The sequence below is a fragment of the Bacteroidales bacterium genome (genome assembly GCA_021157585.1).
Lineage (GTDB): Bacteria > Bacteroidota > Bacteroidia > Bacteroidales > UBA12170 > UBA12170.
The window spans coordinates 1-23725 of record JAGGWH010000141.1; the positions used below are offsets into that span (position 1 = coordinate 1).

A 23725-nucleotide genomic window follows, 5' to 3' on the forward strand; every position below is an offset into this window, starting at 1 on the left:
AGACAAAATAAATGACTTAAATGTCTTCTAAGCCTTATAATTACTGACTATTTTTGTTGAAATTATTTATTCAAAATATAAGAAATACATTAAACTTAAGATAATTATAAAAAATTATTAAGAATTATGGCAAGGGGAATAATAGATTTAATTCAAGAGAATAAGCGACGTTTTTATGCAGGTGAGATTAGAAATAATTTTTACGAAGAATCTTTTGATTCTGATAAAGAAAGAGGGGGGGCTGTGGTTGTTGATAATATTTCAACAAAGAAAACACAAACTTCATTTTGGAAAAATATAAAAATATACGGACAAAAATTTAGTGACGAACTATTCTACGAGACAGTGAAGTAATTATCAATGATTTTAAACCTATTGTTATAGGTTTTCATTTTAGCATTAATCAACTTTAATAAATAGGTTAGAGTGCTAAGCTAAATTGATTAAATATTTTTTTAGCTCTAATTCATATTTTTTGTAATTTGGGTGACCGTAAGTCTTATACAAAGCTCGTAACCAAATGCTAACAATGAAAAGAACTTTAATTATACTTTTTTCTTTCTTATTCTTTTCCTTATCTGCTCAAAATCAAGAAAATACACATTTAGATAGTTTGTTGACTTTAACGAATAAATATAGTGAAGGTAAACTCGTAGACTTATTTATTGAAATCGCAAAAGCACAAAGTATAAATAATAATATTGAACAAGCACATCGTTCAATTGATGAGGCTATCCGTTTGGCTAAACAAATAAAGTACTCCGAAGGAGTAGGAAAAGCATATCTTACAAAAGGTCTAATTTGTAATCTCAACAATAGTGCACTAAAAGCTGTTGAATATTTTGAAGAATCAAAGAAAATTTTCTTTCAATTAGAAGACAGAAGAAGCTTGGCTCTGGCATCTATGGGTTTGGGAGAAAGTTATGGTCAGCAAAACCATTTTGATAAAGCCAATAAAGCATATGGTGATGCTATTTCTTTTTTCGATTATATTGGTGATTATAAATCATTGGCAGATGCTTATTATAAGTCGGCTACAACTTATAAAATGACTGAAGATTACCGTAAAGCTTTAATTGCGTTTAAAAATGCGGCTGAAACTTATGAGTTGGCTAAAGATGATTACGGGCTTCATCTTACAGAGAATTCTATAGCCATTATAATGTATTATTTGGGTGATTATAAGGGAGCCATCGACTATTGGACAAAGTACGAAAAAGCAATGCGTGAAAAGGAGGATTGGCGTCGTGTAAGTGCTACTCTTACTAATAAAGGATTAATTTATAATCATTGGGCAGCCTACGATGAAGCTTTATCTCTTTTTAACGAAGCACTTGCTTTAGTAGAAAAATCCGGTAAAAGCTCAAATATTGCCGGAATATATAATTCTATAGCTAATGCTTTTCAATATTCAGGAAATGTCGAAAAATCTTTTGAGTATTATCGCAAATCTATTGCCATAGGGGAAAAGTTAGACTCCAAACAAGCGGTATCTATTGGTTTACACAATATAGGTGAACTACATCTGAATCTAGGCAATTCCGATTCTGCTTTATTTTATGTTCAAAAATCTCTGCAAATTGAAAATACTCTTTTTAATAATCGTGGTATAGCTGAAACTAAAGCTACACTTGGAAAAATTTATATTGCTCTAAAAAGATATCGTTTAGCATTTTCTTTTCTTAAGCAAGCAGAAAAGGCTTTTGATAATATTGAAGATATTAGTGGCTTGGCAGATGTTTATCAAAAATATGGTCAGGCATATGCCGAGATAGGGAATGATTCTTTAACAATTTATTATTTAAATAAGAGTACAGAGATTGCTACTAAAATGAATCTGAAAAAAATGCAGGTTGAAAATCATAGATTTTTATCTGATTATTACGAAAAAGTAAATAATTATAAAGCGGCTTTATTTCATCAAAAAATGTTTCACCAGATAAACGATTCTATATTTACTCAAAAAGCGATTGAAAAAACAGTTTATAACACCATAAAACTCGAAAAAGAAGTCCAAGATAAAAAACTTGTAGAAATGCAACATGCTCAAGATGTTATTAGCTATAAGAATAAGATTAAAAATTATATAGTCTATTTTACATTATTTATTTTATTTATTGTTACCACGTTTTTTTATTTACGATTTTCCAGTAATAAACGTTCAACTATTCGTTTAAACGATCAGTATCAGATGGTACTTGAAAGTGAGGAGAAAATTAGAGCCCTTATTGATGCTTCGCACGATATTGTTTTCTTAGTGGATATAAACGGAATAATAGTTTCTGCTAATTCTAAGGCCGAGAAGGTATTACGTAATGGAAATAAATTAGTGGGCAATGATTTTAAGGAAACCGTTCAGCCTTTCTTTCAGAATCAATTCGACCCATATATAACAAGAATTTTAAAAAAGAAAAATACTCAAGAATTTAGTTTGACATCAACAACTAAAAGAAATTACGAAATCACAATTAGCCCTATATTTAAGCATGGAATTGAAATTAGCGGACTTGCCGTTTATATAAGAGATGTTACCGATATTCTTGTTGCTAGAAATGAAAAAAATAAATTAGAAAAACAGCTATTTCAGGTTCAAAAATTAGAATCTATTGGAACTATGGCGGGTGGAGTTGCTCACGATTTTAATAATTATTTGGGTACTATTTTAGGATATAGCAGTATGGGTTACGAAGATTCTGATGATGACTCTACAGCAAAAAGATATTTTAATCAAATTATTTTAGCTTCCAGATCTGCTCAGCATACAGTAAATAAAATATTGACATTTAGTCGTAAAAATGAAGATAAAGAATTAGAACGTGTTAATTTGGTTGATGTAGCCAAAGAAGCTATAGCAATGGTAAATTCGACAAAACCACCGGAGCTCACTTTCAAAACAGACTTTAGTGTTGATTCAATTGAAATATTAGGTAACCATATTGAGATGCAACAGGTTTTTATTAATCTGTTCAATAATGCGTTTCACGCACTAGAGGGAGAAGCTAATGGAGAATTGATATGTAGTCTGAGTAATTCACTATTCAAAAAAGAACATCAGTCTATAATAAATAATTTTAACACTAATAATATCGCAGCTATTTGTGTTAGTGATAGTGGAATAGGAATGACAGATGAAGTATTAAACAGAATTTTTGAACCGTTTTTTACAACTAAGATAGTTGGAAAAGGAACAGGCTTAGGCTTATCTGTTGTTCATGGAATAATTAAAAATCATAAAGGCGAATTATACGTAGAATCTACTGTGGGAAAGGGTTCTGCATTTTATATTTATTTGCCTGCAATATCATAAAAAAAGAAAAAACATGCAGAAAAAAATACTTGTAATTGATGATGACATTCAGTTTAGAATGATGATGGTTGAAATGTTGGAAAGGAAGCAGTTTGTTGTATATAATGCTGCCGATGGAGAAGAAGGAATCAGGATTTGGAAAGATTTACATCCTGATTTGGTTATTACCGATATAATTATGCCTAATAAAGAGGGAATAGAGACTATTCTAGAGTTAAAACGAATAAATAAAGAAGTTAAAATAATTGCTATATCGGGAGGAGGAAGAACAAATGCAAAAGATAATCTACGATCGGCTAAACTTTTAGGCGCATCCTTAATCTTAGAAAAACCATTTGAAAGTTCTGATTTGTTAGATGCTGTCCATAAATTACTTGAAAAGTAAAACGGTAGGCTAAAGAAGAATACAGTATGTTTTACTAATCCTTTTTTGGTTCAACATGTATTTTAATGTCTGCTTCTGAATATATTTCTCGAATACTTAGCTCAAGATTATCGCAAATATTATGCGCTTGTTCTACCGACATTTTAGGTGGTACTTCTAAAATAAAATCTAAAATGTACAAAGCTCCGTTTTGACGTATTCGCAAATTGGAAAAATTGATACCCGATGGTAATTCTGATTTTATTAAGGCGTTTATACTCTCAAATTCTTTATTGCCAACTCCGGCATCTAAAAGTGGATCAAAAGCCCTCTGAATCAACTTAAAAGCTTCCCTAACGATTAGAATGGCGACTATAATAGCAAAAAGTGGATCAAGAATTAATAATCCGCTTATCCAAATTAAGACTATGCCTAATCCAACTCCCAAACTTGTATAAACATCTGTTTTCAAATGTAATGCATCTGCTTCAAGAGCAATAGAATTTGTTTCTTTTGCTACTTTATACAGCATACGACTGACAAAGAAATTAGTTATGGCAGCAAAAAACATAATTCCGCTTGCCAAACCATAGGAAGTTATTTCTTCGGGATTAATCAATTTATGTACAGCCTCATAAATAATCCAAACAGCAGCTATTAAAATGAGAAGTCCTTCCAGCACAGCTGAAATGTTTTCGTATTTCCCATGACCATAAGGATGTTTAATATCCGGCTTCTTATTTGATAATTGAACCGCAAAGAATGCAATAATTGAAGCAAGTAAATCAATAGCAGAATGTATGGCTTCGGACAAAATACTTACAGAACCACTCAACAACCCTACTAATAGCTTTAAAAGAGTAAGAGAAATATTAGAAAATACTGAGATAGCAGCTACTCTGGCTTTTTTATTCATAGTGTCGCAAAAGTAAAATATATTTATTATATTTGTGCATACCTAGAAATGAATAGGGGTTTTTGGGGTTTATAAAATTCACCAATAATAATTAGGTAAATAGGAGGCAAATTATTTATCATATCATTTAACATTATGCAAGAAAAAATAAATTATGATTCAGAGGAATGGAGACGCCTGAATTTTAAGGATCTCAAACCAGATGAAATTTATGAAATTTCTAATTATGGTCGTTTGCGTCATTGGTCTCAAAAGACTAATGAGTTTAAAATTATGAAACTTTCTACTGTTAGGGGCTATCGCTATTTTATGTGGTTTAAATCCGTTCAGGGTTGGGACAATAAAATTAAACGCATTATTCATAGGTTAGTCGCAGAAGAGTTTTGTGAGCACAAAAATGATAAACAGATTTTTGTGATTCACTTAGATCACGATAAGGGAAATAACTACTATAAAAATTTAAAGTGGGTAACACGTGAGGAAATGACACAGCATAATAAAAGTAATCCTCGCGTTATAGAGTCGCATTTAAAAAGAAAAGGTAAGATTACCAATTCCAAATTAACTGAGGCTGATGTAATCAAATTAAGACAAATGGTAAAATCAGGAGACTATAAGCTATATAAAATAGCTGAGCATTTTGGGATTACTCATACACAACTTAATAGAATACGCAGTGGCAAAAATTGGGCTCATGTTAAAATGCCTGATGAAGAATAATATTATCGGTATTATTTCATTTTTTTTATTCTTACTTATTTTATTTGAATCTTGTTCCAATCAGCAGCCTAAAACCGATACAAGAACTGTTTTTCGGCTGAATGAATCTAACGGATTAAGCTCTTTAGATCCTGCATTTGCAAAAGATCTTGCTAATCTAAACGTTTGTAACCAACTGTATAACGGCTTGGTTCAGCTTGATTCTAACTTACATATAAAGGCTGCGATAGCAAAAAAATGGACTATTTCTCCCGATGGGAAAACATATACTTTTACTTTACGCTCTGATGTATTTTTTCATGACAGTAAAGCTTTTCCTAATGGTAGCGGACGAAAAGTATTAGCCAAAGATTTTGTATTTTCTTTTTTACGAATTGTTAACGAACAATCAGTTTCTCCCGGAGCTTGGGTTTTTAATATGGTGAAAAAGAATGCTAATAACTATGCTTTTTTCTCACCTAATGATTCAACATTAATAATAGAGCTGAAAAAGCCTTTTGCGCCCTTCTTGAGTTTGCTTAGTATGCAGTATTGTAGCGTTATTCCTTCAGAAGCCGTTAAATTTTTTGGCGATAATTTTAGGCGAAATCCTGTTGGTACCGGTCCGTTTTATTTAAAATACTGGGAAGAAGATGTAAAATTAGTTTTATTGAAAAACCCAAATTACTTTGAAAAGAGTAAGAATAAAAACTTACCTTTTTTAGATGCGATAAATTATACCTTTTTAGTTGATAAACAATCGGAATTTTTAGAGTTTATACAGGGTAACTTAGATTACTTAAGTGGTGTAGAAGCAGGCTTTAAAGATGAAATTTTGGATGCAAATGGAAATATTAATAAAAAGTATAAAACAAAAATAAATTTAGAGAAAAGTCCGTACTTGAATACAGAATACATAGGAATACTTTATGATACAAGTATAAATAGTGTTGCTGATTCGCCACTTAAGTACCTGAAATTTAGGCAAGCTATTAATTATGCTATAGACAAGAAGAAGATGTTGCATTATTTACGAAATAATGTTGGGGTTCCCGGAAATAGAGGTTTTTTGCCTTCTGCTTATTCTTTTGAAAATATAAAATATGGATATCCCTACAACAAGCAAAAAGCACAGCAATTAATAAACGAGTTAAAACAGAAACTAAATATATCGGAATTTTCTCCCATTAGCTTAGTTGCAACATCAAAATCTTTGGATTTAGTAAAATTTGTTCAGCATCAATTGGCAGAGATTGGCGTTCCTATGGAAATAGAGCTTATGCAATGGGCCACAATGAAAGAAGTTGTAGCAAATTCTAAAGCTCTATTTTTTAGAGCCAGTTGGATAGCCGATTATCCCGATCCCGAGAATTACTTATCACTCTTTTATTCGAAGAATTTTGCTCCAAAAGGACCAAATTACACACGCTTTTCTAATTCAAAATTTGATTCACTTTATAATTATAGTATTTTTGCTTCGGATAAAGTGGTAAAACAAAGACTTTATCGTGCAATGGATAGTTTAATTATGCAAGAAGCAGTTATTATTCCCTTGTATTACGATGAAGTTATGCGTTTCACGCAAAAGAGTATAAAATATTTACCTACTAGTCCAATGAATCTATTAAATTTAAAAATGGTTCAGAAAGAAAATTAGTACTTGATAAGTAACAAAACTTCTTTTCTTTCGTTTAAATATTTGAAATAACGTTTAATATTATAAAATTCCCTGCTGTGAATAAATTAATTGGTACAACTATAATCGCACTTTTTATCTTTATTTTTACAAATCAAACTTCTGCACAAGGAACCTCTTGGAGTGGTCCTTTATCTTTTGGTGTTAGCACAGGAGCTGCCGTATATATGGGAGATTTAACAGATGCAAATGCTAATCCTTGGTTGCCATTTTCTAAAGACGTTAATTTTTCTGTAGCTGGTTTTTTTGCAAAAGAATTAGGTCCGCTTAGTTTACGTTTTCAAATGAATTTAGGAGGACTAAAAGGCTACGATTATAGAGCCGATGAGCGTTTTTCAAATAATTTTTATGAATATAATGGAAGTGTTTCACTAAATATAAATCACCTTATCCATTTAAACGATTATCGTAATCCGGGGTATAATTTTTATCTATTGGGAGGTTATGGTATGATGCGCTATTCAAGTTATTTAACCGATTTAAGTCAAACGACAACAATTAGAGAGATTGGATATGCTAAAATCGGACGTGCTAATACCATTATTTTAGGGGCAGGAGTAAAAGTTAATATAGCCGACAGAATTAATTTTCTTGGTGAATTCACAACTCATCTTTCCAATAATGATGATATAGATACAGTAATAGAGAATGGTGATAATGATAGTTATTATTATATCTCTTTGGGTCTGAGTTATGATATCTTAGGTAGTTCAAATGGAGGAACACGTCATCGTAAGAGCTTGCGTTGGGGAAGATTTTAAACTCCTTTTCCGTTATTTTTTTACTAATATTTATTGTGTTTAAATATTTGTTTCAAATTTATATCCTATTGAATTTGAATAATTCAGAATTGTTTGTACTTTTACTCAATACTTTACATTAAAAAATTTAAAAACCAATAAACGATGAAAACAAAAATTACCGGTTTCTTAGTAGCCCTCTTATTTTTTGGAGGAAATTTATTTTCAACTTTACCAATAGGTGAAACACCTGCAGTACTTACCCTTAGCGGAGATGAGGGCGGTCGTATTGATGGTACCGCTTGGAGTAGTACCGAATTAGTTGATAAAGTATGGGTTGTGATTTATGCTGATCCGGATGAAAGCGATTTGAATGATGCTGCAACAGAAGCTCTTAAAGCAAAAGATTATTCTGATGATGTATATCAATCTGTAGCCATTATTAATATGGGAGCAACTTGGAAGCCCAATTTTGCTATCAATATGATTCTTAAAGGAAAGCAAAAGAAATATCCTAATACTGTTTATGTTAAGGATATGGATAAAAAGGTAGTTGCCAAATGGGGTTTAGCCGATGAGTCTAACGATATTGTTGTTTTTAACCCAAGTGGAACTGTAATTTTTAGTTACGATGGACAATTAGGACCAGAAGATATTAAAGAAATGTTAAGTTTAATTGATGCGGAAATTGCCAATATGCAATAAACTATCAATTTACTTTATTAAAAAGAGAATATTGGAAAATCCAATATTCTCTTTTTTTTATTAATCATAAAGAAATAGAGAAATTGTAGATTTGCAAAAAAAATATTTTAAATGATTTTTTTAAACCAAAGAAAAAAGGCTTTTTCAAAGCTGGGAGAATATTTAATATTAATTGTCGAATCGCAGACTAAGAAAATATCAGCTGAAGATATCTTAAAAAAAATATCTTTAAACGATTCTAATAGGTTTCAGGAAACTCACAAACTGATTCAGGAGTATATTGATTCCTCTACAAGACATAATCCTTGGTTTACACAAGAATTTCTGCTGTCAGCTATCAAAGCAATAGGAGAGAGCCTTTTTACAGAAAATCTTAATATATGGCTCAACAAGTACGAAAATAGTATAGATACACATAGGGAAAGAAAAACTATCGGTGTTGTAATGGCAGGGAATTTGCCTTTAGTGGGATTCCACGATTATCTTACTATCTTGATTAGCGGAAATAATATTTGTGCAAAATTATCTCACGATGATAATAAATTACTCCCTCTTTTAAATGAAATACTAATTGCTATTGAACCCGAATTTGATGGAATGGTCACTTTTACCCAGGAAAAATTAACCGATTTTGATGCAATAATTGCTACCGGTAGTAATAATACAGCACGATATTTTGAATATTATTTTGGTAAATATCCTAATATTATTCGTAAAAATAGAAATGGAGTTGCAGTTTTAAATGGTAATGAAACTACTGCCGAATTAGAAGGATTAGCTGATGATATTTTTATGTATTTTGGACTGGGATGTCGTAGTGTATCAAAATTGTTTATCCCTAAAGGATATGATTTTAAAGAACTTTTTTCGTCATTTAAAAAATATCACTATTTAGAGCATCATTCAAAATATGCTAACAATTACGATTATAATAAGGCCATCTTTTTAGTAAATAAAATTAAATTTATCGATAATGGATTTGTACTGTTAAAAGAAGACTTATCATTTTCATCGCCAATTTCCGTATTGTATTTTGAGTATTACGATAGGATAGAAGATCTGACTAAATGGATTGAAACTCAAAAAGATAAAATACAATGCTTGCTTAGTAATAAAACGATAGGAAATATTGAATGTTTACCTTTAGGAAAAGCACAGCAACCGGATTTGTGGGATTATGCCGACGGAATCGATACCCTACAATTTATTTTAAGTCTTAAATAGGCAATTTATTTTAACAAAACATTGTTTACAAACTACGCTATAATACTGATTATAAAATAAATACAGATTTTAACTTTTTTTTTCGAAGAAATCTTAAAAAGAAAGGTTTTGAAACTTAAAATTTTAATGTAATTTTGCACACCCAAAAACAAAGAGAAAATGAAGAAAGATATTCATCCAACAGATTATAGGTATATTGTCTTTAAAGACATGTCAACCGATTATGCATTCTTGACCAAATCGACTGCTAAAACCAAAGAAACAATTGTTTGGGAAGATGGTAAGGAATACCCATTGTATAAACTTGAAATTTCTAACCAATCTCATCCATTTTATACAGGTAAAATGAAGTTGGTTGATTCTGCAGGACGTGTTGATAAATTCAGAAATAAATATAAAAAACATATTGCTGCTAATAAGCAATAAAGTTTGTTTTACACATAATGAAAGCCTTAATTTGAAAGAGAATTAGGGCTTTTTGTGTTTTCATTAGGTTCTTTTGAAACCTAATAATTTTAAGATGTTTTTCTGGGAAAATCAGAGAAATTTTCGTAAACTTGTTACCGATATTAATTTTTATGACTCTGTACTAAATAATAAAAAAACCAATGAATTATATCCTGTTTGATGACAACTCACGCAACACCTTACTTCCGTTAACATTTATGCGCCCTGTGGCCGATATTCGAATAGGTATCTTAACTATTAGAGAAAAATGGGAGTTACACCTAAACGCCTCAACATCAACTCTTACAGAGGCCTATTTAAGTGAAAAATATCCTATTATTCGTGGTGAAGAGAATATTTTAATAAATGGTTCTGTGTGTCCATCACCGGAATTGGTTGAAAAGATTTTAGAACTTAAACCTAAGGAAATTCTTGTTGGTGATGATTATATTATTGCTATGCGTTTATCAGATAATGAATTTGATAAGCTTGATGAAATTGATGCTACAAAGGAGATCAATACTGACATAAATCATTTTAAACTTAATTACCCTTGGGAAATCTTTCAATTTAATGGCGAATCAATAATTAGAGATTTTATAAGCTTAACCCAAAATAGGACATCTGAACCTATCAGTCCGACAAACAATATATTGGGACATGAGAGTGTATTTATTGAAAAAGGAGCGAAGGTCGAATTTTCAACACTAAATGCCAGTGAGGGACCAATATATATTGGTAAGAATGCCGAAATAATGGAAAACACCGTTATAAGAGGTCCTTTTGCATTAGGCGAAAGTTCTACCGTGAAAATTGGTGCAAAAATTTACGGACCCACAACTATTGGTCCTTGGTCTAAAGTAGGCGGCGAAATAAATAATTCTGTAATATTTGGCTATACCAACAAGGCGCATGACGGTTTTCTTGGAAATTCGGTTATTGCAGAATGGTGTAATTTAGGTGCAGATACTAATACGTCAAATCTTAAAAACACTTACGAAGCTGTTCGTATTTGGAGCTATTCTCAAAAAACATTCGTTGATACAGGGCTTACATTCTGTGGTCTGATTATGGGTGATCACTCAAAATGTGGTATTAACACTATGTTTAATACAGGATCTGTTGTAGGAATTAATTCCAATATATTCGGTGGTGGTTATCAACGGAACTTTATTTCAAGTTTTAAATGGGGAGGTCCAAGTGGATTTAACAGATACCATTTAGATAAAGCAATTAATGTTGCTAAAATAGTTTACCAACGTCGTGGAATTGAATTTGATTCTGTGAATGAAAAATTACTTCGTAGTGTTTTTGAAATGACAGGAGGAACAAGGAATTATTAATCATTACTAAAAATATTACTCTTTAAATGCCCTAAATGGGCATTTTTGGTATACGATTTGAGTAATATATAAACGCAAATTTAAGGATATTAGTTATCTTTATAATTGCCTGAAAACCTGATGATTTAAAAATATTAAAGAATCAGGTTTATAATGCTATGTTTATTGTACTAATTTTGCTGACAAATTGTCTTAATATATGAATTTTAAAATGTCTAACTTACTTGATTTATCTGAGCTTATAGCTAACGAAAGTGAATTTATCCCTCTTTTAACTGAAGAAGATGAAGAACAAATGAATACAGAGGATATCCCTAATTCCCTTCCCGTTCTTCCATTGAGAAATACCGTTTTATTTCCTGGTGTTGTTGTTCCTATCACTGTTGGTCGTGATAAATCTATACAACTCATTAAAGATTCCTATAATAAAGGTGATAAAACAATTGCTGTTGTTGCTCAGAAAGACGTAAAAATAGAAGAGCCTCATTTTGATGATTTACATAAGACGGGAACGCAAGCCTATATTTTAAAATTACTTACAATGCCTGATGGTAGTACAACTGCCATTATTCAAGGTAAGAGGCGTATTAAACTTGAAAAGTTAGTAAGCAGCGAACCTTATTTTACTTCTACTATTTCTACATTTCTTGAAAATAAAGATAAAATAAACGATAAAGAGTTTAAAGCTTTGCTGGAATCAGTCAAAGACTTATCAGCTCAAATTATTAAACAATCACCTAATCTCCCCTCAGAAGCAGCTTTTGCTCTTAAAAATATCGAAAGTCCAAGCTTTCTTGTAAACTTTATTGCGTCAAATTTAAATGTTGAAGTTGTTGAAAAACAAAAATTATTAAATACTGATTCTATTCTGATTAGGACACAGAAAATACTGACTATACTGACTAAAGAGCTTCAAATGTTGGAGCTGAAAAATCAAATTCAAAATAAAGTTAAAACTGATTTAGATAAACAACAACGCGATTATATTTTAAATCAGCAACTAAGAACTATTCAAGAGGAATTAGGTGATATTCCCAACGAGACTGAAATTGTTGAATTAGAAGAAAAAGCTAAAACAAAAAAGTGGTCAAAAGAAGTGGCAGATACATTCTCTAAAGAATTAAAAAAATTGAAGAGAATGAATTATCAAGCAGCAGAATTCTCAATTCAATTAAATTATCTGGAAACATTAATTGAATTGCCTTGGAATGAATATACTAAAGATAATCTTGATTTATCAAATGCTGAAAAAGTCCTGAATCAGGATCATTACGGTATGGATGAGATTAAAGAACGGATTATAGAATATTTGGCAGTTATTCAGTTAAAAGGCGATCTAAAATCACCTATTCTTTGTCTCGTTGGTCCTCCGGGCGTTGGTAAAACTTCTTTAGGAAAGTCTATAGCTCGTGCACTTAATCGTAAATATATAAGAATGTCATTGGGAGGTTTACGAGATGAATCTGAATTACGTGGACATAGAAAAACTTATATTGGTGCCTTACCGGGTCGTATTGTTCAAAATTTAAAAAAAGCAGGATCTGCTAATCCGGTATTTGTACTTGATGAGATTGATAAAGTCAGCGGTAATGGTATTAGTGGTGACCCACAAGCAGCTTTATTGGAGATATTAGACCCTGAACAAAATACTCACTTTCACGATAACTATTTAGAAATTGATTTTGACTTGTCAAAGATAATGTTTGTTGCTACAGCTAATACCTTATCAACTATTCATCCTGCATTGAGAGATCGAATGGAAATTATTGATCTAAGCGGATATTTAATTGAAGAAAAAATAGAAATAGCAAAAAAACATCTCGTTCCAAAGCAATTAAAAGAACATGGCGTTTTACGAAAGCAAGTTTCTTTTACCAAAAAAGTATTGGAAAAAATTATAGATGATTACACCAGAGAATCCGGTGTTAGAGGTTTAGAAAAAAATATTGCTAAAATTATCCGTAACAGAGTTAAACATATTGTTAGCAAAACAGATTATAATAAATCTATAAGCCTGAGCGATCTTGTTGATATTTTAGGTCGTGCTCGTTTTCAACGTGATAAGGATTTGAACAACAACGTTGCGGGTGTTGTAACAGGATTAGCATGGACACAAGTAGGAGGCGAAATTCTATTTATTGAATCAAGCATAAGTAGGGGAAAAGGACTATTGAGTTTAACCGGTAATTTAGGCGATGTAATGAAAGAATCTGCTACCATTGCTTTTGAATATCTTAAAGCTCATGCCGATAGATACGACATTGCTCCAGAACTCTTTCAGCAATATAATCCACATATTCATATTCCCGAAGGTGCCACGCCAAAAGATGGTCCTTCGGCGGGTGTAACTATGATTACAGCTTTAGTTTCTTTGTTTACCCAGCGTAAAGTTAAAGATAGGATTGCTATGACTGGTGAAATTACTTTGCGAGGAAAAGTTTTACCAGTAGGTGGAGTCAAAGAAAAGATTCTGGCAGCAAAACGTGCTAAAGTAAAAGAAATATTGCTTTCCGAAGCTAACAGAAAAGATATTGAGGAAATAAACGAAAAATATATTACCGGATTGAAATTCAGCTATTTTGAAAATATGTTGGATTTAGTGGATTACGCTCTGCTAAAAGAGAAAGTCAAGAATCCACAGGATTTGTCCATTGTAAAAAGCGAAAAATGAAGAATCTAAAAAAGTATTATTCTATTCCTGCTGATCCGCAAGATGTATATACTGCCTTAACAAATCCCTTTACAATAGAGCTTTGGACAGGTGAAAAAGCAGTAATGAGTGAAGAAGAAGGTGCTGAATTTAGTTTGTGGAATGGTGATATTATAGGGAAAAATCTCACAATAGAAGCAGGGAAGAATATAATTCAACAATGGTATTTCGGCGATGAAGACGAAGAAAATCCTTCAATAGTAAATATTAAACTTTGGGAAGTAAAAGGTGGAACTTCTGTTGAACTTTTACATACAAATATACCTGATGAAGCATTTGAAAATATTCTTGAGGGATGGGACAATGCTTATTTTGGTGCTATTGCCAAACTTTTTGAAATTTAATTCTTTCTTTTTAAGGAATCTCATTTACTCTTAAACTTTCTTTCTTAATAGTTTTTACTACTAACATAATTCAGCAAAGCTTCGTATAAATCGCTGCTTTTGTTATCTTCACTGAATAATTTTATAAATATGTGATTAAATTTATTTTATCTAAATTTAAGGTTTAAATTAACAAAATATAAAACTCAATAAATGACCCATTTTTTCGTTTAAAGCATATGAAAATTAAATATCTTAATATAGTCTTTATTTTGTTTACCTCTGTTATTACTGTAGCACAGGATTTTAAAGGAATCCCAACAGGTAATGAAAATCCGGAAACTCAAAATTTAGAGCTCGAAAAAGAAGTGCTATTTTTAATAAATAATATACGTATAAAGCATAAGCTAAAGCCTTTAGCTTGGCAAGAGGATTTAGCACGTGCCGCACGCTATCACGCGCAGGATATGGCTTACGACAATTATATGGAGCATGCAAGCTTCGATCGTAAGAACAAAAGTTTGGTAAAAGTTTGTGGTACTTTTAATCGTATTGAGAAATTTATTGAAATGGATTATTTGGCTGAAAATATTTCAGCAGGAAGATCAACAGCCCAAGCTACTGTAGAAGGTTGGATGAAGAGTAAAAGCCATAGAGAAAATATTCTAAACCCTAATTTTAAATATTTGGGAGTTGGATATGCCTATAAAGAAAATACTGTTTATACCCATTATTGGGTGCAAGACTTTGGAGGTTAGATTAAAAATATTGTGCTATTCAAAATATTAAAAGGGGAGCTAAAAAGAAACTATTATATTTGCCAAAAATATCTCTATGTCACTTAACACACTCGTAATTGGAGCAAGTCCAAAACCTGAACGATACTCGTTTAAAGCCATAAATATGCTGAAAAAATATGGTCATACGGTTAAGGCAATCGGGTTGAAAGAAATAATGATAGGTGACATTAAAATCAATAAAGGTTTACCGGATTTTAATAATATAGATACGGTTACTCTTTATTTGGGACCAAAAAATCAAATGGAGTATTATAACTATATCATGGAAATGAATCCTCGCAGGATTATTTTTAACCCTGGTAGCTATAATCCGGATTTAATCGGTATGGCAGAAGAAAAAGGGATAGAAGTTATTGAAGCCTGTACATTAGTTATGTTATCTACCGGGCAGTTTGAAGAATATTAAGCCATGAGCGTTTTAAGAAAAAGAATTTTAAGTATTTTATTTGCAGTTGGGAGTATTTTATTTACACCTCTTATTACTGTAGCTCAACTTGAAGTAAATCTTTTAACTAACTGTTCTACTGATAATTTACGTATCCCTGTTCAAATTAAAAATTTTGATAATATTTCTTCCTTTGATCTTGTTTTGGAATATAATTATGATGCCTTATCCTTTCAAAATAGCATAATTCATAATCCAATATTTACTCTAAACAATGATGATAAATATGCTATTCAAGTCGTTAATGAGAATAATATTTTACACATTCGGTGGTCGGCTTATTATGGCATTAGTTTAGATGATGATTTTTTGCTTTTCCTCGAATTTGAACAAATTGGTAACGGAAACAGCAATTTTAATTGGAAAGAATCGGAATCACATATTTTAAAAATAGGAGGGATTGAACAGACCGCGAATTATTCTTCCGGTTCTGTACTTACTATTCCTTTTTCTAGTCCTTATCAAATCAATATAAATCAGATTGTTACCGGATGTAGAGACGATAGCGAGAACGGCTGTAAAGCACAGGCAGAAGTAATCTTAAATGGCGCTTCAGAACCATATAGCTATCAATGGCAAGATAAGTTTAATCAGCGAACTAAAATTGCAATTGGTTTATGTGAAGAACCTGTTTCTGTGGTTGTTAAAGATGCTAATGCTTGTTTATTTGGCGATACTTTTCAAGCGAGAATATTCCCTGCAAATCAAGTGGAAATATCTGCTGATCCTGAAATTGCTTTTATTACCAAACCTTTGGTAGAGTTTCAGAGCAGCTATAGTGGTGATGAGCCTCAGTTATACAAATGGGATTTTGGAGATGGTACAACTTCTGCCGCGTCATTTGCCGAACATACTTTTGAGCAGGTGGGAAACTATTCTGTTTCTTTATGGACAAGAAGTGATGAGGGCTGCGATACTACAGTTTACATCAACAATTTTGAAGTCAGAGAATTAGACTTTTGTATCCCTAATGTATTTACGCCAAATGGCGATAATATTAACGATAGTTGGGTTTTTAAAATTGGAGAGCCGCCTAGTATAAATGAAGATGAAAATTTAAAAACCGGCTATTTTGAAACAAAAAATTGTGCAGGAGAAGATTTAATATTTAATGAGCATTTTAAACATACTCGTCTGATTGTTATAAATAGAAATGGGACTAGAGTTTATGAATGTAATGATTGCGAAGAAGCTTGGAATGGAGATTCTCTTCCCGATGGCGTTTATTTTTACGTCTTTGAGTGGGAAGGTGAGTATTCCAGTGGACGCGAACAAGGTGATGTAACTATTTTACGAGGTAAATAATATATAAATAAGTTTTATGGATAAAATTCAAGAAATTCAATCATTTGCAACTCAAGTACGAAGAGATGTCTTGAGAATGGTACACGGAGCAAAATCAGGACATCCGGGAGGTTCTCTAGGCTGTGCCGATTTTGTTAGTGTATTATATAATCGCATATTAAAATACGATGCAAGTAATTTTACAATGGATGGAAAAGACGAGGATCTTTTCTTTATTTCTAACGGACATATTGCTCCTGTTTGGTACAGTACCTTAGCGAGGTCAGGCTTTTTCCCAATAGAGGAACTTAGTACTTTAAGACAAATAGATTCGCGTTTGCAAGGTCATCCAACTAATCTCGAAGGTTTGCCGGGCATTCGTATTGCTTCGGGTTCACTAGGGCAAGGACTTTCAGTTGCATTGGGTGCCGCACAAGCAAAAAAACTCAATAACGATAACCGTTTAGTGTTTACACTGCATGGTGATGGAGAATTAGATGAAGGTCAGATTTGGGAAGCATTAACCTATGGAGCTGCTAAGAAAATAGATAATATTATAAGCACCATCGATTATAATCAAAAACAAATTGACGGACCTATAGAAGAAGTTCTTGATCTAGGTAATTTAAAAGCCAAACTTATTGCATTTGGATGGGATGTTTTAGAAATGCAAGGTAATGATGTTGCTAATGTTATTGAGGTTTTAGATCAAGCTATTGCAAGAACAGGCAAAGGGAAACCGGTTGCTATTATTATGCATACAGAAATGGGTGCAGGAGTAGACTTTATGATGGGAACTCATAAATGGCATGGGACAACTCCTAACGATGAACAATTAGAAAAGGCTTTAGCTCAACTTCCCGAAACATTAGGAGATTATTAAAATATCTATCTTTATATCAAAAAAATGAAACAATCATTCTTTAAATATTTAATGTTTTTCGTGATTCTTGTGTTTATGAGTTTATCTTCTATAAGCCAAAATACAATACAGATAAAAGCCGAAAAACCGCTAAAGACACGATTATTGTTTGTTTTTGATGGATCACAAAGTATGTATGGTCGCTGGCAACGGCAACAGAAAATTGAAGTTGCCCGGAGATTATTGACTCATTTTGTTGATAGTTTAGCAAATGTAGAAAATCTTGAGATGGCTTTACGTGTCTATGGTGATCAATACGGTGTGCCACCACAAGTATGTGAAGATTCAAGACTTTTAGTTCCTTTTTCGGCTCAAAATGCAAAAAAAATTACGACTGCATTAAAACATATTGTTCCTAAGGGTACAACACCAATTGCTTATGCTTTAGAACAAGCCGCTAACGATTTTCCTGAATGTAATTATTGCCGAAATGTTGTGATTTTAATTACTGACGGCATTGAAGCTTGCGATGGAGATCCCTGTGCAGTTTCCTTAGAATTACAAAAAAAAGGAATTATGTTAAAACCTTTTGTAATAGGAATTGGGAAAAACTTCGAGCAAGAGTTTGACTGCGTTGGAACATACATTGAAGCTAATGAGGAAGAAGATTTCTCAAAAGCATTGAAAGCAGTTATTACTCAAGCGTTAAATCACACTACTGCTCAGGTTAATCTGCTTAATAAACAAGGAAATCCCAAAACCACAAATTTGCCTGTTAGTTTTTACGATCAGTTTACAAATAATTTAAAATATCATTTTGTGCATACTTTAAATGGCTTTGATGTGCCGGATACAATTTTTGTAGAACCACGCACAACATATAAAGTAGTGGTGTCCAGTATTCCTCCAGTAACTAAAGACAGTGTGCAAATAGAAAAAGGAACACATAATACTATTGCTTTAGATGTGTCTGTTGGAAAAATGAATTTAGAATTACTTGGTAGAGAGAAATCTATTGCAGGTTTACAAGCAATTATTCGAAAGCAAGGAGAGAGTAAAACCCTTCATGTTCAATATTTTGGTAATATAGAAACTTACCTTTGCGGTACTTATCAAGTAGAAGTATTGAGTTTGCCACGGATGCTTGTTGATAGTGTCCAAATTTCGGAAAACCATATTACCACTGTTCAAATTCCTGGTCCGGGGATAGCTGTAATTAAGAAACCTTCATTAGGTTATGGAGCTATTCACAGAGAATTGGAAGATGAATTAGAGTTAATTTATAATTTAAGAGAAAATATAAATCACGTAGAATCTCTTTATTTACTTCCCGGAAAGTATCGAGTCATTTTTCGTTCTAAATTTAAGAACACCACAGTTAGTACTCGAGAAGTTCGCTTTGAAGTGAAAACAGGAGAAACAGTAACCGTTGATATTCATTAGTAGAATAATATAAAACAATGAAACGAGCATGTTGAAAATCATCATTTATTACACACAAAGGAATGATTATTTTTTACTTGCGACTTCTCCCGAAGAATCGGGACAGGCTATCTGACCAAAATATAAAATTATAACAGATGAAAAAATACACTTTTACAGAAAAAATTGATACTCGCTCCGGATTTGGGGCAGGACTTACAGAGTTAGGTAGAACTAACCCTAATGTAGTTGCTCTTGTAGCAGATTTAACAGGATCACTTAAAATGGGCGACTTTAAAAAAGAGAATCCGGAGCGCTTTTTTCAATCTGGAATAGCTGAAGCTAATATGATGGGAATGGCGGCAGGTTTTACAATTGGAGGTAAAATCCCTTTTGCAGGGACTTTTGCAGCTTTCGCTACAGGACGTGTTTACGATCAAATTCGTCAATCCATTGCCTATTCCCAGAAAAATGTAAAAATTTGCGCATCTCATGCTGGAATTACTTTAGGAGAAGACGGTGCAACACACCAAATTCTGGAAGATATTGGAATGATGAAGATGCTACCGGGAATGGTGGTTATTAGTCCTTGCGATTATAACCAAACCAAGGCAGCAACATTGGCTATAGCAGAATATGAAGGTCCGGTTTATTTACGTTTTGGTCGTCCTGCAGTACCAAATTTTACTGTAGCAGACGAAAAATTTGAAATTGGCAAAGCTCAGATGCTAAGTGAAGGTACTGACGTTACTATTGTAGCGACTGGTCATATGGTATGGGAAGCTATTCAGGCAGGTGAAGCTTTAGAAAAAGAGGGTATAAGTGCAGAAATAATAAATATACATACGATTAAACCTTTGGATACCAAAGCAATATTGAACTCGATAAATAAAACGGGTTGTATCGTTAGCGCCGAAGAGCATCAAAAAGCAGGAGGACTTGGTGAAAGTATAGCTTCTTTCTTAAGCGAAAATAATCCAACTCCTATGGAATTTGTTGCCATTAATGATGTTTGGGGACAAAGTGGAAAACCAAGTGCGTTAATGGAAAAATATGGCCTAAATGCAGCAAGTATAGAGGCTGCAGCAAAACGTTTAGTCGCCAAAAAAGCTTGATTATATTAATGATTTTATAAGAGCCTATTACTGAAAATGGAATATTTTCCATATTATGAATATACTGTATAACATCAGTAAACATAATTACTTGATATGTAAATGTATAGTTTTTTGGCATAGATATTGATATATACAGTTTGAGTTCTTTCATTAAGTTAATCTTAATTATAGCGTTGGAGTGGTTACCGCGCTATAGGGGAGTAGTGATACTCCGTGTAATTAATATTTTTTTAATAATTGTTCGAAAGCCAAAGATTTATTTCTTTGGCTTTTTTTATGCTTTTTAGAAGCGTTATTTCGATAAAGTGTAGTCCTCTATATCATCTCGCCAGAACAAAGTGAAGGAGAGGTCACAATGTTATGAAGGTAAAAACGTTTGGACAGGAATTTTATCTTTTCACTTGCGAAAGGAACAATCCTAGAAGTACAATAGAGATACCTGCTACTTTTATTAAACTGATAGATTCGTCCAAAACAAAATAGGCAAATACTAGTGTAAATACGGGAATACTATTTGAGAAAGCAGATGCTTTACTTGGTCCAATTTTACCAATTCCGTAAGTAAATAACACAAAAGCAAAAGAAGAGGCAAACAGAGATAGATTGAAGAAAGAAAAAGCTAAGTTCGTTGTAATCTTTTCGGGAAAGCTTAATAAATTCCTCCATTCAAACACAAATATTAGAGGTAAGAATAGAAAAATACCAATAAGGTTCTGGAAGGTTGTGATTGTAATACTATTGTATTTTCCGGTTAGTTTCTTAAGTCCTAAACCGTATGCAGTCCCAGTTAAAACAGCCAATAACAACATAAGTATCCCTAACCAGGAAAAAGATAAATCTTTACCAAAATCAGCAACAACTAAAACAACTCCACCAAAAGAGATAAGTAATCCTAAAACATTCATCCTCGTAAGTTTATCTCTAAATAGTAAGTAGGCTCCAATAGGCGTAAATAAAGGGATTGTAGCAATTAAGATTGAAGCAATAGATGCCGAAGTAAATTGAATGCCATAACCTTCAAAAATAAAATATAAAAAAGGTTGTGTAAAGGAGAGAAGAAGCAAGAATAGATAATCCTTCTTTTGGATTTTTTGGAGTTTACGACTTAATTTGGCAATCGATATTAAAATCGAGAAAGATAAAATAAGACGGAAAAAGATGATCAACAAAGGCGTAAATACCTCAAGCAATTGCCTTGTCCAAACAAAGGACAAACCCCAAAACATCATGGCAAAGAATAGGGCAGGATAAGCTTTGTTGATGTTTAAGTTCTTCATTATCTCTTAGCTTCCAAATTTATAGTTACTCCTGCTTTAAGCCAAGTCCCTAACTGCAAAACACCATATTCAAAATAGCTCTGATTGAATAAATTCATACCATATATAAACAGCGTATAGTATTGACGTTTGTAGTACAATTTAGCATTTGCCAAAAATACAGCTTTATACGGTTCTTCTTGGTATTCTTGGTCGTTAAAATTATAAGTCTGAAAAATTCCAACTCTATCGCGGTAGCTTATTGAAAAATTTGCAAATAGATTGGATGCAATAGTGATTGTTCCTCCAAAATTTAATTGATGCTTTAAATGTGTACTAGCATACTTTGTGAGCTGAGGGATTTCTTTAAATTTTACACTCAAATAGGTGTAATTCAAATAGATGTTTTGTAGAACTACAGAATGAAAAGGCGAATAGTCAATCCCTATTTCAATCCCGGAAACATTTTGTTCCACAATATTCTGCGTCTGCCATTTCTCAATATCATTAAGCCAAACCCAATCGATAATATCTTTTCCTAGGCGAGAAAAGTAAACGGCATCAAACTGAAAATTTGAATTTTTATATTTTACTCCCAAGTCGAAGGAAGTAGCTCTTTCGGGAAGTAATTCTGTATTTCCAAGGTTTGCAGGCCCTGAATAATACAAATCAGTAAATGTTGGTAAGCGCATTGCTTGGTTAACAGATCCTATAATTTTGAGATTTTGATTTATGGAATAACTAAAATCAATTCCAGGATATACTTTAAGTTGTTGACTGTAGTCGGAGTTCCAGTTAATCAAAAAGCCAAAAGCAGCATAGAATTTTGATTCTGAGATTAGTTGATGATCGATAAACACACTTGCATTCGATCTTTTAAAATAATGAGAGAAGCTATAATCTTTATCCCAAGGAACAGGCTTTATTTTTTCTTGGGTTTCACCCAAACTGCTGCTCCAAATAGATTCTGATTTAATTTCAGTTCCAATTTGTGTTTTCCCTAATTTACTTATAAAACGATGATTGGTCTTTAAACCATAAGTATCCGTTTGGTGAAAATTCTGATAAACGGAAGGGTTTTCTCGTGTCAGTACCCATTGATCCTGGTGTCTTCTCCAGAAAATACTAATTTTAGAAACCAATTGTTTGCCAAAATTCAGATTTGCATTTCCATTGTAAGCATTATTATACTCGTACTGAAGGGGATATTTAGTAGAATAAAAACCATTAGCCCCAAATTCTTTTTTAAGTGCTCCTAATTGAAAATCAAAGGTGTATTTATCAGCAATCCATTGCGATTGAATGAAAAAATTGCTCAACCGGAAATCAGTATTTTCCATATAGCCATCACTACCCGATTTTTGAAAACTTAGAAAAGTTTTATTTCTTCCTTTTGTGACATTAACGGAAGCCCCTAAACTATAGAAAGCGTTTTGTCCTCCTTCGCCTGTAATTTGAATTTTGTTCATGGCAGAGGGCTGAGTTACAATATTCACGGCTCCGGCAAAAGCATTAGCTCCATAGATACGTGCTGCAGAACCTTCTAAAATTTCTATTCGCTCAATAGCTTGAGAAACAAGAGGAAGATTTAAAGTAAAATGACCTGTTTGAGCATCGGATAGGGGAATACCATTCAATAAAATCAGGACTTGATCGAAAGAGCTTGCGCGAAGAGAAATATCACTTTGGATGCCAAATCCGCCTCTTTGTCGAATATCTATTGCTCTTCGTTGTTTTAAAATTCCTGCAATATCTTGCTGTCCCGATTGAAGAATATTTTGTTTGCTAATTAGATTTACAAGCCGTGCTTGTTGGCTAAAAACCAAAGGCTCAACTGCCGAAATAATTTCAACTTCTTCAAGCTCTAGTTTTTTATCAATACGTAAAGAATCTTCCTGAGCAAAAGAGGTGGCAGCACCTAATGTTAGTAAGCTGTAAGCAACATTAAGACTAGCGATTTTAATCACTTTTTTCAAGCTATTAAAAACAGCATAAGACTTATTTGTCCATCTCCTAAAAGTAATTATCTGGTATTGAGAATGTGCTGTTATTTGTTTCATGCTT

The 23725-nt window shown here is 32.5% G+C and carries 21 protein-coding genes; 18 read left to right on the forward strand and 3 right to left on the reverse strand.

Annotation, left to right across the window (positions count from 1 at the left end; genetic code table 11):
* Window positions 1-126: 126 nt before the first annotated feature.
* The 3 genes from J7K39_09680 to J7K39_09690 all read left to right on the forward strand — a co-directional run bounded on the left by J7K39_09680 (window position 127) and on the right by J7K39_09690 (window position 3692).
* Window positions 127-354, forward strand: a complete 228-nt coding sequence (locus J7K39_09680; protein MCD6180158.1) for a hypothetical protein — start codon at window positions 127-129, stop codon at window positions 352-354.
* Window positions 355-529: 175 nt separating this feature from the next.
* Window positions 530-3307 (forward strand): tetratricopeptide repeat protein, encoded by a 2778-nt coding sequence (locus J7K39_09685; protein MCD6180159.1) that lies wholly within the window; start codon window positions 530-532, stop codon window positions 3305-3307.
* Between the two features lie 13 nt (window positions 3308-3320).
* Complete coding sequence (locus J7K39_09690; protein ID MCD6180160.1) at window positions 3321-3692, forward strand: response regulator; 372 nt, start codon at window positions 3321-3323, stop codon at window positions 3690-3692.
* 34 nt (window positions 3693-3726) lie between these two features.
* Here J7K39_09690 and J7K39_09695 read toward each other — a convergent pair whose 3' ends face one another.
* Entirely contained in the window at window positions 3727-4587 is an 861-nt protein-coding gene (locus tag J7K39_09695) for a cation transporter (protein ID MCD6180161.1), read from the reverse strand.
* A gap of 135 nt (window positions 4588-4722) precedes the next feature.
* Between J7K39_09695 and J7K39_09700 the strand changes: the two genes are divergently transcribed.
* The 15 genes from J7K39_09700 (at window position 4723) to J7K39_09770 (ending at window position 20402) form a co-directional block, all read left to right on the forward strand.
* Window positions 4723-5307: an HNH endonuclease gene (locus J7K39_09700; GenBank protein ID MCD6180162.1), complete on the forward strand. Its 585-nt coding sequence runs from the start codon at window positions 4723-4725 to the stop codon at window positions 5305-5307.
* A complete protein-coding gene (locus tag J7K39_09705; protein ID MCD6180163.1) occupies window positions 5297-6943 on the forward strand; it encodes an ABC transporter substrate-binding protein in 1647 nt (548 codons plus the stop codon). The genes J7K39_09700 and J7K39_09705 overlap by 11 nt, the downstream gene beginning before the upstream one ends.
* Window positions 6944-7020: 77 nt before the next feature.
* Window positions 7021-7743 carry a hypothetical protein gene (locus J7K39_09710; protein MCD6180164.1) on the forward strand — a complete coding sequence of 241 codons (723 nt, stop codon included), beginning with the start codon at window positions 7021-7023 and terminating at the stop codon, window positions 7741-7743.
* A gap of 144 nt (window positions 7744-7887) precedes the next feature.
* On the forward strand, window positions 7888-8427 hold the full coding sequence (locus J7K39_09715) for a hypothetical protein (protein ID MCD6180165.1): 540 nt from the start codon (window positions 7888-7890) through the stop codon (window positions 8425-8427).
* Window positions 8428-8538: 111 nt separating this feature from the next.
* Window positions 8539-9651, forward strand: coding sequence for a hypothetical protein (locus tag J7K39_09720; GenBank protein MCD6180166.1), 1113 nt, complete (start codon window positions 8539-8541; stop codon window positions 9649-9651).
* A 159-nt stretch (window positions 9652-9810) separates the two neighbouring features.
* The gene (locus J7K39_09725) at window positions 9811-10077 is read left to right on the forward strand and encodes a type B 50S ribosomal protein L31 (protein MCD6180167.1); all 267 of its coding nucleotides are present in this window, start codon (window positions 9811-9813) and stop codon (window positions 10075-10077) included.
* A gap of 182 nt (window positions 10078-10259) precedes the next feature.
* Window positions 10260-11441 carry a GlmU family protein gene (locus J7K39_09730; GenBank protein MCD6180168.1) on the forward strand — a complete coding sequence of 394 codons (1182 nt, stop codon included), beginning with the start codon at window positions 10260-10262 and terminating at the stop codon, window positions 11439-11441.
* A gap of 211 nt (window positions 11442-11652) precedes the next feature.
* On the forward strand, window positions 11653-14112 hold the full coding sequence (gene lon, locus J7K39_09735) for an endopeptidase La (GenBank protein MCD6180169.1): 2460 nt from the start codon (window positions 11653-11655) through the stop codon (window positions 14110-14112).
* The gene (locus J7K39_09740) at window positions 14109-14495 is read left to right on the forward strand and encodes an SRPBCC domain-containing protein (GenBank protein MCD6180170.1); all 387 of its coding nucleotides are present in this window, start codon (window positions 14109-14111) and stop codon (window positions 14493-14495) included. Before lon ends, J7K39_09740 begins: the two co-directional genes overlap by 4 nt.
* Before the next feature lie 218 nt (window positions 14496-14713).
* Window positions 14714-15232 carry a CAP domain-containing protein gene (locus J7K39_09745; GenBank protein MCD6180171.1) on the forward strand — a complete coding sequence of 173 codons (519 nt, stop codon included), beginning with the start codon at window positions 14714-14716 and terminating at the stop codon, window positions 15230-15232.
* A gap of 76 nt (window positions 15233-15308) precedes the next feature.
* Window positions 15309-15680 carry a CoA-binding protein gene (locus J7K39_09750; protein MCD6180172.1) on the forward strand — a complete coding sequence of 124 codons (372 nt, stop codon included), beginning with the start codon at window positions 15309-15311 and terminating at the stop codon, window positions 15678-15680.
* A 3-nt stretch (window positions 15681-15683) separates the two neighbouring features.
* Window positions 15684-17024, forward strand: a complete 1341-nt coding sequence (locus tag J7K39_09755) for a gliding motility-associated C-terminal domain-containing protein (GenBank protein MCD6180173.1) — start codon at window positions 15684-15686, stop codon at window positions 17022-17024.
* A gap of 16 nt (window positions 17025-17040) precedes the next feature.
* The gene (locus J7K39_09760) at window positions 17041-17886 is read left to right on the forward strand and encodes a transketolase (protein ID MCD6180174.1); all 846 of its coding nucleotides are present in this window, start codon (window positions 17041-17043) and stop codon (window positions 17884-17886) included.
* 24 nt (window positions 17887-17910) lie between these two features.
* Entirely contained in the window at window positions 17911-19308 is a 1398-nt protein-coding gene (locus J7K39_09765) for a VWA domain-containing protein (GenBank protein MCD6180175.1), read from the forward strand.
* Between the two features lie 137 nt (window positions 19309-19445).
* On the forward strand, window positions 19446-20402 hold the full coding sequence (locus J7K39_09770) for a transketolase family protein (GenBank protein ID MCD6180176.1): 957 nt from the start codon (window positions 19446-19448) through the stop codon (window positions 20400-20402).
* Between the two features lie 392 nt (window positions 20403-20794).
* Here J7K39_09770 and J7K39_09775 read toward each other — a convergent pair whose 3' ends face one another.
* Together J7K39_09775 and J7K39_09780 are read right to left on the reverse strand one after the other, a co-directional pair.
* Entirely contained in the window at window positions 20795-21682 is an 888-nt protein-coding gene (locus tag J7K39_09775; GenBank protein MCD6180177.1) for a DMT family transporter, read from the reverse strand.
* A complete protein-coding gene (locus J7K39_09780) occupies window positions 21682-23721 on the reverse strand; it encodes a TonB-dependent receptor (protein ID MCD6180178.1) in 2040 nt (679 codons plus the stop codon). Before J7K39_09780 ends, J7K39_09775 begins: the two co-directional genes overlap by 1 nt.
* Window positions 23722-23725 lie beyond the last annotated feature (4 nt).